Genomic DNA, 13,804 nt, shown 5'->3' on the forward strand with positions numbered 1-13,804 from the left:
AGTTAGCAAGATAATATAAGGATTTTATGTTCTACACCATCAAAGCCCACATCCACCAAGGCGAACAATCCGGCTTCGTAGCCGAATGCGTTGAATTGCCAATTGTTACGCAAGGGCAAACTTTAGATGAAGTGACCGCCAATTTGCGTGAAGCGATTAGCTTGCATTTGGAAGGCGAAGATTTGGCAACGTTAGGTTTTGCGCCTAATCCGCCGATTGTGGTCAATTATGAAATGGCGGCTGTATGCCAAAGCTGAAACGTTTAACCGCCAAACAAGTTTTAGCGATTTTAAGCGGATTTGGATTTATTGTTGTGTCACAACGTGGTAGTCACATTAAAATGATGCGGATGGTACTGGGGCAAAAACAAATATTGACCGTTCCGAACCATGACGAACTCGATACCGGAACGTGCAAGGCGATAATGCGCCAAGCTAGCCGATATATCAGTGCGGAGCAGTTGTATCCGTATTTCTATTCTGAATAAACAGAGAAAAACCATGTTTGAAGACCTACGCGACCTCTATCAAGAAGTCATATTTGACCACAACCGCAATCCCCGCAATTTCCGCGTGATCGACAACGCCGACCGCAAAGTGGAAGGCTTTAATCCCTTATGCGGCGACCGTTTGACGCTGTTTTTAAAAATGGACGGCGATACGATACAAGACGCCAGTTTCCAAGGCTCCGGTTGTGCGATTTCCACGGCATCGGTGTCGTTGATGACGGACATTATCAAAGGCAAAACCGAAGCGGAAGCCGATGCCTTGTTTAAGACGTTCCACGACATGACCACGGGCAAAGGCGAAAATATTCAGTTGGAAGCGGTCGGCAAATTGGCGGTGCTGGCGGGGGTGCGCGAGTATCCGGCACGGGTGAAATGCGCGACCTTGGCTTGGCATACGCTGGATGCGGCGTTGAAGAATGAAACGCAGTCTATTTCTACCGAATAAGTTTGTGGGTTCGGTTAGCGACAGAGGCCGTGAAAGTTTTTGGTTTCGGAGTCAAAAAACATGTTTTTTAACTCCGATGATTGCTAAAAATCAATATGTTATAAAATACCATTTTGACAAATTCTGCATACTTTCACAGTCTCGATAGTGTAACCTACGAATCTAAGCAACAAATGTTGGGTTACGCTATCGTTATCTAACCTACCTGTTTTTATGTCCCCACAAAATCCCTATCTCGGAAAACTCGCCGTGCTTTACGAAGACTACGGCGACATCGCACCTTTCCAACAACTGGCAGACCAGCTTGCCGTTCCGCTCCGCAATTCCGTCGAAGCTAATTTCGATCAACATGAAGCCTTTTTCCTCTGCTGGCGTGACGGTTGCCTAAAACTGCTCGATAAGGAATTACTGAAAAAAGGCGGCATGATGGTGGAAATTGAACCGCGCGAGGGCGAACAACGCTCATGGCCCGCGCCGAAAGACGGGGCATTGGCGAAAGCTTTGGGGCGCAAGACCAAAACTGTGGTCGATGCGACGACGGGCTGGGGGCAAGACAGCCTGCATATTTTTCGCATGGGTTATGGGTTGCTGTGCCTCGAACGCTCGCCCGTAATGGCGGCTTTGCTTGCCGATGGTTTGCAACGCTTAGCGCAGGAAGAGTGGATGCAGCGTTTGCAATTACACCCGCCGCGTTTGTTGGCAGGTAATGCCATTGACTTGTTGGCAACGCTGCCAGAACCGCCCGATTGCATCTACCTTGACCCGATGTTTCCGCCCAAACGCAAAAAATCGGCCTTGGCGAAAAAGTCGATGATGGTGTTGCGCGATTTGTTGGGCGATGATGAAGACAAAGACGCGTTGTTCGCCGCCGCGATGCAAGCCACCGGCAAGCGCGTGGTGGTGAAATGCCCCGATTATGCGCAGCCGTTGGGCGGCGGCAAGCCTAGCGATAGTTTTCACGGCAAGCTGTTGCGGTATGATGTGTTTTTGAAGAATTAGTAAAATATTAACGGAGAATCAACCATGTCAGATTGGGTGGATGTCATTGCCGAGCAAGCCTTGGCGGATGGTGACAATATAGTCGTCGATGTCGATGGCACCGATGTCGCGGTGTTTAAAATCGACGGTGTCTGTTATGCGATTGAAGATGTTTGCACCCACGACGGTGCGGAAATCGCCAGCGGGATATTGGAGGGGGATGAGATCATTTGCCCACGCCACGGGGCGAGGTTTTGCGTGAAAACCGGAGCGGTCAAATCGGCCCCGGCTTATGAGGATGTCGCCTGTTTTCCGGTGCGGATTGAAAACGGTAGGGTGCAGGTCAAGGATGACCGTTGGGATTAGATGCAATGTCCACGAAATACACGAATCGTGCTTTTCGCTTCGCGCTCTACGGCTCGTGGACGATCTGTAATATCAAAAAAGTTTTACAAACTGCCGTTAGCTTTCAAATAAATCAACAATTCCCGCAAGGCTTCCGGTTTATTGGTCGGTGATGGCTGGCCAATTTGGTCTTTGGTGTTGATACCGTGGCAAGCCGGGCAGGTGCGGATTTCACCGGGCTGCATGGATAGCCAGTTACGCTCCCTGACCACAAAATTGCCTTGTGTGTCGGTCAATTGCCAGCTTAATGCCCGGCGGGTTGGCAGCAGCATGGCGACTGAACCATCATTGGCGATTTTGACACTGCCTTTCGGTGCGCCTGGGGCGACTGGCGGATTGGCTTTGACGCTGTGCAACGGTTGCGCCAATACGCGGCGGCCTGGTTTAGGCGTTGAGGAATAGCCGCCAGTCAACCCGCGTATCTGGTCTGCCTGGAACGCTTGAAAATGCGCCACTTCGTAGGTTTTTCCTGTTGGCGTTATTGTTTGGGTGCCGGAACCCGCCACCGCCAGATTGAACGGTTGCTGTTTGTCGCTGTGGTCACGTTGGGTGACATTGCGCATGATCGCCAACGCCAAGCCTTTGCTTTTCAAATACAGCCTCAAGCTGGCTTCACTGACGCCTTCTTCCTGTAACACTTGCATTTCCGGCGTAGCCAAAGTGGGGGCCAATTTGACTGGTTTAGGCCGCGCTTTCACTTCTACAGGTTGCAGTTCCCACAATTCATTGGAGTAATGGACTAAGGAATCGGGGCTGTAATACATGATATTTTTGCTAATGCCATTGGTCAGCACTTGGTCGGCAGTCCAGGTGCCGTTAGGCAATTGTTTCAGTGTCCGCAAACGGAACGCATAACGGGCTTGCGGGTAACTATCTGAAAAATCGGGCGAGATCGTGCCTTCATTCCGGTCTTGGCGGGTTTCAAAGGTATGCGCAGCCAGCAAAGTGCCATCAGACAAAATCGTCGGGTCGCGGTAATGGCCTGAATTTTCAGGCGATGGTGTCGCGCCGTCTTCGACAAACGACGAAGTGGATTTATCGGTGAGATAATCAATGGTCATCTCGTCAGCATTGTGTGACGGAGCCACATTGGTCAACCTGACGATTTGTCCCGCAGCATGGGTGGCGAATTCCGGCGCGTTGATGCCGATAAAATAATTGGCGTTGGTCGGGTCTTGCTTGATTTGCAAAAAATTGCTGATTTTGTTGGGATTGGAGCTATTAGTCTGATCAGTCAACACCGGATCATCAGTAAATACGCCATTGACATAAGAACCGCCCAATTCGTGCCTGCCGATATGGTTCACCAATTCCAGTTCCGAGCCATCTTCGTGGACTTGCCAAGGAAAGAAATGGTTAAAGCTATGTCCATTCAGATTAGTGCCAGCCAAAGAAATGTGGTCAAACGTCAGCGGTTCAGGAAACACTTCTTTGCGGCTGTTCACTATTTTGGCATTGGCGGCTTCGCTGGAATAATTGAATGTGCCGTAATTATCCGTACCGTTACGATCGCCGGCGGCTTGCTGGTCTTGTTGCAAATGATCCCAGCGGGTAAAAATTACCCGCCCGTAACTGTCCACAAACGGGTTAAAATCTCCCGAAGGAGAGTGCGTCAACATGACTTGTTTGCCATTGATAGGGTTGAGGCTCCAAAGGCCGGTGTTGGAAGGGGCTTCTTCGTATTCGTCCAATTGCGGATATAAATGCGCTTGTCCGCCGCGTGGCTGGTCGGAGACAAAAATTATGCGCCCATCCGTGCCATAAGTGGGGGTGATGTTGTTGTAATTGCTCGGTTGATTGGTGACTTTGGTGATGACCGGGGTGTCATTTTTACCTAGCCCGGTGATTTCATACAGTTGCCAGCGGAATGTTTTCACTTGATAATGTTGCGGTGCACCGACGACCATGCTGAAAATGATTCTTTTGCCGTTCCAATGCACCGCAGGGTCACGCACTTGGATGGCGTTGTTGCCTTGCAAACCGTTTTGACCAAATCCAGCCGCCGCTGTCAGGTTTTTTAGCGTACCGTCGGGATAGCGTATCCATAAATCACCGCCCCGGCCTGAAATGTCGATGCCCGCCTGATGGTTGCAAAACGTCGCATTGATGGTGCAAAAATCCTGCGGGATGGGGACTTGCGTCACAAAAGCGATAGGGGAATGAATTGTTGCTTGGCTAGGCGGAGCGAATTGGGCAAGTAGTGCCAGACTTAATCCAGTCAATTTGATATTCATAATAAGTTGCTCATTGGGGTTGGTTTTAATGGATTGGTTTTAAATGGACTTCCAGGCGGCTTTTGGTAAAAAAGGAAGCCGGATTGTTGTTAGTGTTCTATTAATCTAAAAATAGGTGATCCAAAAATACAGCCGCTATTTCAATACCTTATTCGCCGTGCTTCTATCTGGAAATCATTAGACCACCCCTGTAGAATGAAAAATGTGCTATATCTACCCAATCCATGTGAATAAATCACATCCTAAATTTTACTAGCCTGATTATAGGAATCCTGACCATGCTTGAAAACGTACCGTTGTTTGAATCGCTTTCACCTCAAGACAGGGCGGAGCTGGAATTGGGGATACACACGCAATTTTTCACCAAAGGTTCCATTCTGGTCGGTCAAGGAGAAGTGTCGAACAATTTGCTTTATATCGTGCTGTCAGGGAAGCTTAAAGTGTTCATGGGCAATGAAGAAGGCCGTGAAGTCTTATTGGATTATCTTCAGGAAGGGGACACCTTTGGCGAGTTGTCCTTGTTTGACGACGAACCCCGTTCTGCTACGGTGATGACGGTTGAAGATTGTAAAATCGCCCTGTTGCCCCGTGCTTATTTGTTCACCTGCTTACAAAACAATCCCAATATTGCGATTGAATTGCTGAGGACGGTCATTAAACGGATGCGTAACACCACCGAACAAGTCAGCAGCCTGGCGTTGCTGGATATTTACGGCAGGATAGCCAAGGTGTTGACCAACATGGCAAAGCCAAATGAAGATGGCAGGTTGATTACCGAGACCTTGACCCACCAGGAATTGTCAACAATGGTCGGTTGTTCGCGGGAAATGGTCACGCGGATTCTTAACGATTTAAAACGTGGCGGCTATATTGCCATCGACAACCACCGCATCGAAATAAAAAATCGCCTGCCATTGCGTTGGTAGTGCGCGGATAAAGTCTTGTGGCGATTTCTGACAAACAAAAAGCCATCCTCAAGGTGTTGGCAGACGGGGAGTTTCATTCCGGCACCGAGCTGGCGGACAGTTTAGGGGTAAGCCGTTCTGCCGTGTGGAAACAATTGGCAGGATTGGCGGATTTGGGTTTGCAGCATTTGGCCGTTAGGGGCAAGGGCTACCGGCTCGAAAAACCGCTGGAATTGCTTTGCCAAACCGAGATTTTTAGCCGATTGAATTCCAGTCCGCAACGGATTCTGCAAGGCTTGGAAATCCATGACCAAATCGATTCCACCAATGCCTATCTCGCCCAACTAGCCCAATTGGATTCACCATCCGGTACCGTGTGTTTCGCCGAGCATCAAACTGCCGGCAAAGGCCGTCGGGGGCGGCAATGGGCATCGCCGTTCGGCAGCAATTTGTATCTGTCAATACTGTGGCGCTTCCCGCAAGGCTATGCCAGCACCTCTGGATTAAGCCTGGCGATGGGCGTTGCCGTGATCCGCGCTTTGCAAGAGCAGCAAATCCATCCGGTAGGCTTGAAGTGGCCTAATGACATCATTAGCTCGGGCAAAAAACTCGGCGGTATTTTGATCGAAGTCTCCGGTGAAAGTGAAGGGCCTTGTACCGCAGTGATCGGTTTAGGGCTTAACCTGTTTTTGCCGGATGCCGCCGCCCAGGGCATAAACCAGGCCTGGACGGATGTCAGTAAAATCCAGCCAAATCGTGTCGTTAGCCGCAACCAACTCGCCGCCAGTCTGCTTAACCATGCGCTTGCCTTACTGGCGGATTTTGAAATGGCCGGCATGAAAGATTACCTCCAGGAATGGCGGCAATATGATTGTCTGCAAGGCCAGGCCGCGACGCTATTTGTCGCCGGGCAGCCCTATCAGGGCATTGTGCAGGGCATAGATGAAAACGGCTTGCTTCTGTTGCAACATCCCGATGGCAAAGTCCAAGCCTTTGCTTCCGGCGAAGTCAGTTTTAGCCCTACATCGTCATGAACTTGTTGATCGACATGGGTAACACCCGCCTGAAATGGGCGGTTTATGGACACGGCCGATTACATAATCAAGCCGCATTGGCAAACCACCAACTCGATGGGGAAACTCTTAAGCAACAGTGGCAACCGTTGCCAATACCCAAACAAATCGCCATTGCCTGTGTTAGTGCAAGCCCTTTATTGACTTTAGTGGAAAGCATTAGCACCGAACTGTGGCCTGGCGCACCCATCTTTCAAGCCAAATCACAAGCCCAAGCCTGTGGTGTCACCAATGCTTACCAGCAGCCCGAAAAACTCGGCGTAGACCGCTGGTTGGCGTTGATTGCCGCACATCGGCATTATCCGGCGGCGGTGTGTGTGGTCGATTGTGGCACGGCAATCACCGTCGATTTGCTCGAAGCCAACGGTGAACATCGCGGCGGTTATATCAGCCCCGGCCTGGCCCTGATGAAGCAAGCCCTGGCGCAAGGCACCAACGCCTTGCCATTCATTTCCGGGCATTACCCTGATCAACCCGCGCTATCCACCGAAGCCGCCATCCATAGTGGCACCTTGTTGGCGGCAAGAGGGCTGATTGAACATGTGTTAGCCACCCGCGCCGCACCCAGCCAATTGCTACTTACCGGCGGCGACGCCAGCATCATCGCCGAACATCTGAATATTCCGGCGGTGATTGACAGTGATTTGGTGTTGTGTGGTTTGGCGATAGTGCTTGAGGAGGGGGGATGAAAATTCTGTGCTTTGTCATCGTCCTTGCCAATTTGGTGTTATTTCTTTGGGAATACCGCTCTGGCGCGTTTGTCCAGACGGAAACGGTGATGGAAGGTGAGCCGATTTTGTTGGTGGGCGAGGAAAAGAAAGGATTGCGGGGTAACAGTGAATGATGGAGTCCAAAAACGGGTTTTTGGACTCCAGTTTAGGTTATCAACTTAGGATTTGGCTAAAAATAACTTTCTGCTTGCCATCACACCCCAGACCTTTCAGGTTTTTAAAACCTGAAAGGTCTGGGGAATGTGCATGAAATAATTTCCGCACCGGCTCGTCAGACCTGTCAGGTTTTGAAAACCTGACAGGTCTTGATCCGCGAATTTATTCCATGCACATTCCTTATCATCGGGAAGTTAATAATGACCAAATCCTTAGAGTTATACTTTAAGCGATCAGGTTTTCGGTTTTTAGTAAGGGGAGCGCGTACCCTCTGGGGCATAAAGGCATCCTGCCCGCCAGTTGCGGTCAAGATGACCGCGCTCCAAAAACCGAGTATAAGCCTTGCAGCATCCCACGCACCCGTAATAACATTGCTGACTGAGTGCTGGTTTCGCAAAGTATGGATGTTATGGGTGCCAAAAATCAATGGCCCCATAAAACCCATCAAAACGTATCGCTGAATAGAATGGCTTTGGTGCTGGTATCACGCGTTTCCGAAGTTGACTTACCATTCTGTAACACGCCCAATACCGTCAATTCGTCAAAACCGTTGTGGTTGGCATCGGGCATGACACTGAGGGCGCGGGGTTGGTATTTGTTATTCAGAAAATTGATCGACGACAGCACTTTGGTGTTATTTTTGGCATCTTTGATCTGGACATTGAGTCGCGACAGCACGGCGATTTCAGGGATACCGTTGATGTTCATGTCCGCAACGACAGCCAAACCAATCGGCGGCGTGGTGCTGGTGGCAAAGGTTAAGGTGCTGATGATGGCGTGGGTTTGCGGGTCACGGATTTTTACCGTGTGTTTGTTGTTTTTGTAGTCGAGATAGAGTGAAGCAATTTCATCTACGCCGTTAGCATTGAGGTCGGGTACAGTGGCACTGCCTACAAAATGGTTGCCGTCCCATTCGCAGACGTAACCTTCAACATGGGAGCTGCCAGTAAGGCTAAGAGGTTGGACTGGTTTGAAATACCAAAACCCATCATCAGAACGTACGGCGAAATAATTCCAACCTGTGGTGTTGGGTTTGTAATGAAGCCAGCCCCATGCTTCATTAGTTATCCATGCCCAAGTTTGGGTGCTTGGTGTGTATTGGGCGCCGATGTAGTAATATTGATTTGTGCCGACAATGGATTTATCGACAAGATTAGCATACACAAATGTTGTTTCAGGGGTTTCGTTTTCCGTATTATCTCCAGGAAAAGTTGCCAAATGTCCTTTCAACGTTTCACAGTTGAGTTTTGCAACATTCCAGTTAATGCCGGGGCTATCAAACCGCTGATAATAATGGCTATTAGCAGCGAAAAACACTTTGGCAGAATCAGCAAAAACAGCCGTTGCGCTTAAAGCCAGCACGGCTGTTGTTATTGCGCTGGCTATCAACGCAGTGGATTGGTTATTTTTCATAGGCGTTTCCTCATTCAATGACAATAAAATTGGGCATGATAGACATACCCTGTTATCAACAATTCTTCTGACGCATCCCAACTAAAAGATGCGTGTTGATTTTGATGTTAGAATAGAATTATTACCACCCAGCCAAACTGGTCATTTCCACAGTATGAGCGTATTACCATGAAAGTTAATGAAAAAATCCGCACTATCCGGCAGTTGAAAGAGGTTTCACAGGAAGAAATGGCGGAAAAATTGGGCATTTCCAAGAATACCTATGCCAATATCGAGCGCGGTGAAACCGATGTGCAACTATCCAGATTGGAACAAATTGCCCAAACTTTTGAAATGGATTTGGTGGAATTGTTTAATTTTGGCGAGAAAACCGTCGCTTGTTTAATCGGCAATAACAATCAGTTTAGTAATTTTGGGCAAAACATCAGCGATTCAAAAGAAACGCAATTTGAATTACAAAAAGCGCAATTGCTTATCGAGCAACAACTCAAAGAAATTGCCTATTTAAAAGAAATCATTGAGCTGACAAAAGATCGAAGCAAGGCTTAGGATTCGGCCAATATTAACTTCCTGATCCAAGACCTGGCAGGTTTCAATACCCTCTGGGGCACAAGAAACCTGCCAGGTCTCTACGGTTTCGGCAACGACAGTTCGGGAAGTTATTTTTAGCCAAATCCTTAAAATATTGCCACCGACCTTTTTATGCTTGAGTCAACTGAGTGTTTTGTAGTGGTATGCGGCGTGTAACTTAGGAATGTGCATGGAATAAATTCGCGGATCAAGACCTGTCAGGTTTTGAAAACCTGACAGGTCTGACGAGCCGGTGCGGAAATTATTTCATGCACATTCCTTATCTGCTTGAACATTAACACTTGGAGTCATGCTATGAACTGGCAAGAATTATCAGCGGCATCCCACTATAAAACGGCACTCGCCATTCACCATGAATTACAGCAAGGTAATTCGTCAGAAGCCGATAATGGCATTAAGGAGCTAATCAACGCGTTGTCCCGCTCAGAAAAACGCGCCTTAAAAAGCCAGCTTATTCGGCTCATGAAACATATTATCAAATGGCAAACCCAACCGGATTACCATTCACGGAGTTGGGTGGCGACTATTCAAAACGCACGGGCCGAAATTTGCGATATTCAGGAAGAAACGCCAAGCTTAAATAATGAGGTCATTAAACAATTGTGGGGTGCTTGCTTGTCTTTAGCGATTGTAGAAGCCGAAGATGAAATGCACCAAGAAACCAACATTGCGGAACTTTCTTGGGAGGATGTGTTTGAACGGAATTATTTGTTAAGCTCCCAGTGAAGTGTGTAGCTCCGCGAGCCGGAACGGGTTTGTTCCAACAGTAGGCGTCTTAAGCGACCCGTTCCGTAACGTTTCTAGTTCCTATAGCGATTTTGAAACCTAAAGGACGGTGGTTTCAAAACCCCATCCCGCCCTCGACTTACTGGCTCTAATCCTGAATAAACCCTTACCCTCTCAAGAACCTTCCCCAAAACATGTTCATCCTCCACAGTTCCAACAAAACCGAAAACCTCGTCGCGCATTTATCACATGTGGTCGCCAACATGCCGTTAAGCTCGCCGTTTGCCAGGGAAGTGTTTTTGATCCAAAGCCAGGGCATGGAGCGGTGGTTATCGCAGCAATTGGCGGCGAAATTTAGCGTCTGGGGCAATTATCAATTCCTGTTTCCGGGCAAGTTTTTCAGCGAGATGGCGCGGAAAATTGATAGCCGTTTGAGTGATACGGCGTTTGACCGGCATTTGATGATGTGGCGGTTGGAAGGTTTGTTGCGGCGGGTCAAAGGGGATGAGTTTGCACCTGTCCGGCAATATCTGTCAGGGGCTAACCACGGTTTGAAGCGTTACCAACTGGCGCAGCAATTGTCGCAGTTGTTTGACCAATATCAAATGATGCGCCCGGATATGTTGGAGCTGTGGCAGCGCGGGCAATTATTGTACGGTAGCGATGCCGAACGCTGGCAACGTTCATTGTGGTTGCAAGTATTGGAACAGACAGGGACGCGCCATCGCGGCCTGTTATGGCAGGCGGCGATCAAGAAATTGCTGGACGCACCGGAAGGCCAGTTCAGCGGTGTGATGCCGGAGCGGATCAACGTGTTTGGACTCAACACCATGCCGCCGTTGTTTTTGCAATATTTGCACGGACTGTCGCGGCATGGTGATGTGCATCTTTTCTTGTTGAACCCCAGCGAAGATTTTTGGGCGGATTTGGCAAGCCGCCGCCAGCAAATTCTGCATGAAAACCTCCACGGGCATCCGCTGTTGGCGACCTTGGGCCAGCAGGGGCGCGAGTTTCAGGAGATGGTATTGGATCAGGCCATCCCATTTGGACTGGAGCTGGATAGTTTTGAGCCAGCCGAAGCGGTGACTTTATTACAACGTCTGCAAAACGATATTTTGACGAATAGTTTAGTGTGTGTGCCAATGTCCGTTGACCCGTCGCTGCGCATCCACGCCTGCCATTCGCGTTTGCGGGAAGTGGAAGTGCTGAAAAACGAATTGTTGCAGGCTTTGGCGGATGATGCCAGTTTGGAACTGCGCGACATCGTGGTCATGGCGCCCGACATTCAAAAATACGAGCCGTTCATTGCGGCGGTGTTTGCCGACATACAACACGCGATAGCCGACCGCAGTTTGCGTTTGGGGAATGACGCGCTGGATGCGTTCATCAATTTTTTAAGCCTTAGCCAAAGCCGTTTTGGTTGGCAGGCGGTGTTGGATTTGCTGGAGCAAGCGGTTGTTTATCCTGGCTTTGGTTTGTCGGAAACCGATTTGGATCTGATTAAGCATTGGGTGTTGGATACCAACATCCGCTGGGGCAAATCCGCGCAACACAAGCAAGAACTAGGCTTGCCGGAAGCGGGTGAATACACCTGGCAAATGGCGTTGGAACGTTTGTTGATGGGTTACGCGATGGGCGATGACGAGGCGTTTATTGATGGCGTGTTGCCGTACCGCGATATTGAAGGCTCATCGGCGCAAGCCTTGGGCGGTTTGTGCGAGTTTATGAACCTGCTGTTCCGTGCCAGCCAAGAGTTAAAGCAAGCCAAAACCTTGGCGAATTGGAGCAAACGCCTGTATGCCTACGCCGACTTGTTGCTGCCAGCCGCCGATGCCATAGAACGCCAGCAACTCAATGAATTGCTGGTGGAATTGTCCGCTGATTTGGACGGGGTGCATACCGACACGGTGGAACTGCAAGTCATCATCAGTTGGTTGGAAGGTGCGGTGGCGGAGCGCAAATCCACGCACGGCTTTTTGCGCGGACAGTTGACGTTTTGCTCAATGTTGCCGATGCGTTCGATTCCGTTCAAAGTCATCGCGCTATTGGGCATGAACGACGGCGAGTTCCCCAAAATTGACCGTCCACCCACCTTTGATTTGCTGAGCCAACATTACCGCAAAGGCGACCGCTCGCGTCGTGCTGATGATCGTTACCAGTTTTTGGAAATTCTCTTATCGGTGCGGCAACAATTGCTCATCACTTACATCGGGCAATCCATCACCACCAACGCCAGCATCCCGCCCTCGGTGGTCATTAATGAATTGCTGGATGTGTTGCAGGACAGCCACCAGCTCACCGATGTCATTATCAAACATCCCTTGCAACCGTTCAGTGCGCGGTATTTTGGTGGTGAGTCTGATTTATTCAGCTTTTCTGTGGCAGATTGCGCCACGGCGGTAAAACTTGCGGAACGGGGGCAAGCATCCGGCAACCTGCCTGCCTGGTGGCAAGGCACAATCCCTAGTATTGGCGAAAATATCATTGAAATCAGTGAATTGCTACAATTTTTCCGCCATCCGCAACGCTATTTTCTGCAACAACAATTGGCTGTCCGTCTGAGCGGCATTACCGCTGATGCCGAAGAGCGCGAGCCGTTCGCCTTGGGGAAAGCGGAGGCTTATACGATTTATCAGGAATGGATAGCCGCGCGTTTGCAGGGCGGGAATTTGTCGGTACAGAAGCTTCAGGCGCAAGGCCGTTGGCTGGCAGGTGCTGTGGGCGAGTTGGAATTTAACCGCCAACAGCCATTGGTGGATAGCTTTGTCGCGGCTATCCAAAACCTAAATCTGGGCGTGGCGATAGACGACAAACCGATGGACATTCACATCGGCGTATACCGTGTGATTGGCAAATTGGGCAATTTATATCAAAACGGCAGTTTGTTTTATCGTTACGCCACGCTGAAAGGCAAGGATTTTGTCTGTGCTTGGCTGCATCATTTGTTGATGAACCAACGGCAAGTACAAACCACTTATCTGCTTAGCAACGACATGTTTGTGCAATTTTTGCCCGGAGATTGCCAAACCGAAGTGTTGTCAGGATTGCTGGCTATTTACTGTTTAGGCCAACAACAGCCGGATGCGTTTTTTGTTGAAGCAGCCTTGGCTTATATCGACCAAGCGTATCAATTAAACACTAACGGACGTTCTAAAAAAACCGCGTTGGAAGTCGCCAGGGAGCAGTTGGAACGCAGTATCGGGCAAGCCTACGAACCAGAATTGCGGCGGCTTTTCGGCCATGCGGATTTGAATCTCGTATTGGGCGATGTTTTTGAGCAACAATGCCAAGGGCTTTTGCAAGCGGTTTGGAATGCCGTGCAACACAGGTTGTGATGGTTTGTGTGGCTATTGGTCGTGTGTAACATCCATTATTCACTGACGTTACGCAGTAACGTAGTTTGTATCCCATTTGCCGCGTCGAGCACCGCAGTATTTGTCGGGAATAGCCCGAAGGGGTGCGGCAAGGATGCCGCACGGCGGCAAAGGGGCAGGAAGCCCCTTTTGCCGTCCCCCGACAAATGCGAGGAGCGCAAGACATCAGCGGCAACGGGCCGCCTTTTCTTTGGATACTTTCTTTTGGCGGAGCAAAAGAAAGTATCTCGCCTTCGGGTGCGAGAACCCGATTAAAAATCGTCGC

The 13,804-nt window shown here is 49.5% G+C and carries 14 protein-coding genes; 12 read left to right on the plus strand and 2 right to left on the minus strand.

Annotation, left to right across the window (positions count from 1 at the left end):
- Positions 1 to 26: 26 nt before the first annotated feature.
- The 5 genes from PHH59_RS06785 to PHH59_RS06805 all read left to right on the plus strand — a co-directional run bounded on the left by PHH59_RS06785 (position 27) and on the right by PHH59_RS06805 (position 2,297).
- Complete coding sequence (locus PHH59_RS06785) at positions 27 to 257, plus strand: type II toxin-antitoxin system HicB family antitoxin (RefSeq protein ID WP_300013173.1); 231 nt, start codon at positions 27 to 29, stop codon at positions 255 to 257.
- A complete protein-coding gene (locus tag PHH59_RS06790; protein WP_300013176.1) occupies positions 245 to 487 on the plus strand; it encodes a type II toxin-antitoxin system HicA family toxin in 243 nt (80 codons plus the stop codon). Before PHH59_RS06785 ends, PHH59_RS06790 begins: the two co-directional genes overlap by 13 nt.
- 13 nt (positions 488 to 500) lie before the next feature.
- On the plus strand, positions 501 to 953 hold the full coding sequence (sufU, locus tag PHH59_RS06795; protein WP_300013179.1) for a Fe-S cluster assembly sulfur transfer protein SufU: 453 nt from the start codon (positions 501 to 503) through the stop codon (positions 951 to 953).
- 213 nt (positions 954 to 1,166) lie between these two features.
- A complete protein-coding gene (locus PHH59_RS06800; protein ID WP_300013182.1) occupies positions 1,167 to 1,952 on the plus strand; it encodes a class I SAM-dependent methyltransferase in 786 nt (261 codons plus the stop codon).
- A 24-nt stretch (positions 1,953 to 1,976) separates the two neighbouring features.
- Positions 1,977 to 2,297: a non-heme iron oxygenase ferredoxin subunit gene (locus PHH59_RS06805; RefSeq protein WP_300013185.1), complete on the plus strand. Its 321-nt coding sequence runs from the start codon at positions 1,977 to 1,979 to the stop codon at positions 2,295 to 2,297.
- A gap of 83 nt (positions 2,298 to 2,380) precedes the next feature.
- On the opposite strand, the gene PHH59_RS06810 is transcribed toward PHH59_RS06805, so the two are convergent.
- A complete protein-coding gene (locus PHH59_RS06810) occupies positions 2,381 to 4,570 on the minus strand; it encodes a hypothetical protein (RefSeq protein WP_300013188.1) in 2,190 nt (729 codons plus the stop codon).
- Between the two features lie 278 nt (positions 4,571 to 4,848).
- On the opposite strand from PHH59_RS06810, the gene PHH59_RS06815 reads away from it, so the two are divergent.
- From PHH59_RS06815 to PHH59_RS06830, 4 genes are read left to right on the plus strand one after another with little or no spacing between them, the layout of a single operon-like run.
- The gene (locus tag PHH59_RS06815) at positions 4,849 to 5,496 is read left to right on the plus strand and encodes a Crp/Fnr family transcriptional regulator (RefSeq protein WP_300013191.1); all 648 of its coding nucleotides are present in this window, start codon (positions 4,849 to 4,851) and stop codon (positions 5,494 to 5,496) included.
- A 17-nt stretch (positions 5,497 to 5,513) separates the two neighbouring features.
- Positions 5,514 to 6,509 carry a bifunctional biotin--[acetyl-CoA-carboxylase] ligase/biotin operon repressor BirA gene (birA, locus tag PHH59_RS06820; protein WP_300013194.1) on the plus strand — a complete coding sequence of 332 codons (996 nt, stop codon included), beginning with the start codon at positions 5,514 to 5,516 and terminating at the stop codon, positions 6,507 to 6,509.
- Positions 6,506 to 7,237: a type III pantothenate kinase gene (locus PHH59_RS06825; protein ID WP_300013197.1), complete on the plus strand. Its 732-nt coding sequence runs from the start codon at positions 6,506 to 6,508 to the stop codon at positions 7,235 to 7,237. Before birA ends, PHH59_RS06825 begins: the two co-directional genes overlap by 4 nt.
- Positions 7,234 to 7,392 carry a hypothetical protein gene (locus PHH59_RS06830; protein ID WP_300013200.1) on the plus strand — a complete coding sequence of 53 codons (159 nt, stop codon included), beginning with the start codon at positions 7,234 to 7,236 and terminating at the stop codon, positions 7,390 to 7,392. Before PHH59_RS06825 ends, PHH59_RS06830 begins: the two co-directional genes overlap by 4 nt.
- Positions 7,393 to 7,879: 487 nt before the next feature.
- Here PHH59_RS06830 and PHH59_RS06835 read toward each other — a convergent pair whose 3' ends face one another.
- Entirely contained in the window at positions 7,880 to 8,848 is a 969-nt protein-coding gene (locus PHH59_RS06835) for a lectin-like protein (protein ID WP_300013203.1), read from the minus strand.
- A gap of 168 nt (positions 8,849 to 9,016) precedes the next feature.
- On the opposite strand from PHH59_RS06835, the gene PHH59_RS06840 reads away from it, so the two are divergent.
- The 3 genes from PHH59_RS06840 to recC all read left to right on the plus strand — a co-directional run bounded on the left by PHH59_RS06840 (position 9,017) and on the right by recC (position 13,500).
- Positions 9,017 to 9,397: a helix-turn-helix transcriptional regulator gene (locus tag PHH59_RS06840; RefSeq protein WP_300013206.1), complete on the plus strand. Its 381-nt coding sequence runs from the start codon at positions 9,017 to 9,019 to the stop codon at positions 9,395 to 9,397.
- Positions 9,398 to 9,733: 336 nt separating this feature from the next.
- A complete protein-coding gene (locus tag PHH59_RS06845; protein WP_300013209.1) occupies positions 9,734 to 10,165 on the plus strand; it encodes a DUF29 domain-containing protein in 432 nt (143 codons plus the stop codon).
- Between the two features lie 194 nt (positions 10,166 to 10,359).
- Positions 10,360 to 13,500: an exodeoxyribonuclease V subunit gamma gene (gene recC / locus PHH59_RS06850; RefSeq protein ID WP_300013212.1), complete on the plus strand. Its 3,141-nt coding sequence runs from the start codon at positions 10,360 to 10,362 to the stop codon at positions 13,498 to 13,500.
- The last annotated feature ends 304 nt before the right edge of the window (positions 13,501 to 13,804 follow it).

Source organism: Methylovulum sp. (assembly GCF_028687615.1).
GTDB lineage: Bacteria > Pseudomonadota > Gammaproteobacteria > Methylococcales > Methylomonadaceae > Methylovulum.

Excerpts from the sequence above, each read along its gene's own strand:
- PHH59_RS06785 (WP_300013173.1), top strand. The coding sequence starts at position 27 with ATGTTCTACACCATCAAAGCCCACATCCACCAAGGCGAACAATCCGGC.
- PHH59_RS06790 (WP_300013176.1), top strand. The coding sequence starts at position 245 with ATGCCAAAGCTGAAACGTTTAACCGCCAAACAAGTTTTAGCGATTTTA.
- sufU (WP_300013179.1), top strand. The coding sequence starts at position 501 with ATGTTTGAAGACCTACGCGACCTCTATCAAGAAGTCATATTTGACCAC.
- PHH59_RS06800 (WP_300013182.1), top strand. The coding sequence starts at position 1,167 with ATGTCCCCACAAAATCCCTATCTCGGAAAACTCGCCGTGCTTTACGAA.
- PHH59_RS06805 (WP_300013185.1), top strand. The coding sequence starts at position 1,977 with ATGTCAGATTGGGTGGATGTCATTGCCGAGCAAGCCTTGGCGGATGGT.
- PHH59_RS06810 (WP_300013188.1), bottom strand. The coding sequence starts at position 4,570 with ATGAATATCAAATTGACTGGATTAAGTCTGGCACTACTTGCCCAATTC.
- PHH59_RS06815 (WP_300013191.1), top strand. The coding sequence starts at position 4,849 with ATGCTTGAAAACGTACCGTTGTTTGAATCGCTTTCACCTCAAGACAGG.
- PHH59_RS06825 (WP_300013197.1), top strand. The coding sequence starts at position 6,506 with ATGAACTTGTTGATCGACATGGGTAACACCCGCCTGAAATGGGCGGTT.
- PHH59_RS06830 (WP_300013200.1), top strand. The coding sequence starts at position 7,234 with ATGAAAATTCTGTGCTTTGTCATCGTCCTTGCCAATTTGGTGTTATTT.
- PHH59_RS06835 (WP_300013203.1), bottom strand. The coding sequence starts at position 8,848 with ATGAAAAATAACCAATCCACTGCGTTGATAGCCAGCGCAATAACAACA.
- PHH59_RS06840 (WP_300013206.1), top strand. The coding sequence starts at position 9,017 with ATGAAAGTTAATGAAAAAATCCGCACTATCCGGCAGTTGAAAGAGGTT.
- PHH59_RS06845 (WP_300013209.1), top strand. The coding sequence starts at position 9,734 with ATGAACTGGCAAGAATTATCAGCGGCATCCCACTATAAAACGGCACTC.
- recC (WP_300013212.1), top strand. The coding sequence starts at position 10,360 with ATGTTCATCCTCCACAGTTCCAACAAAACCGAAAACCTCGTCGCGCAT.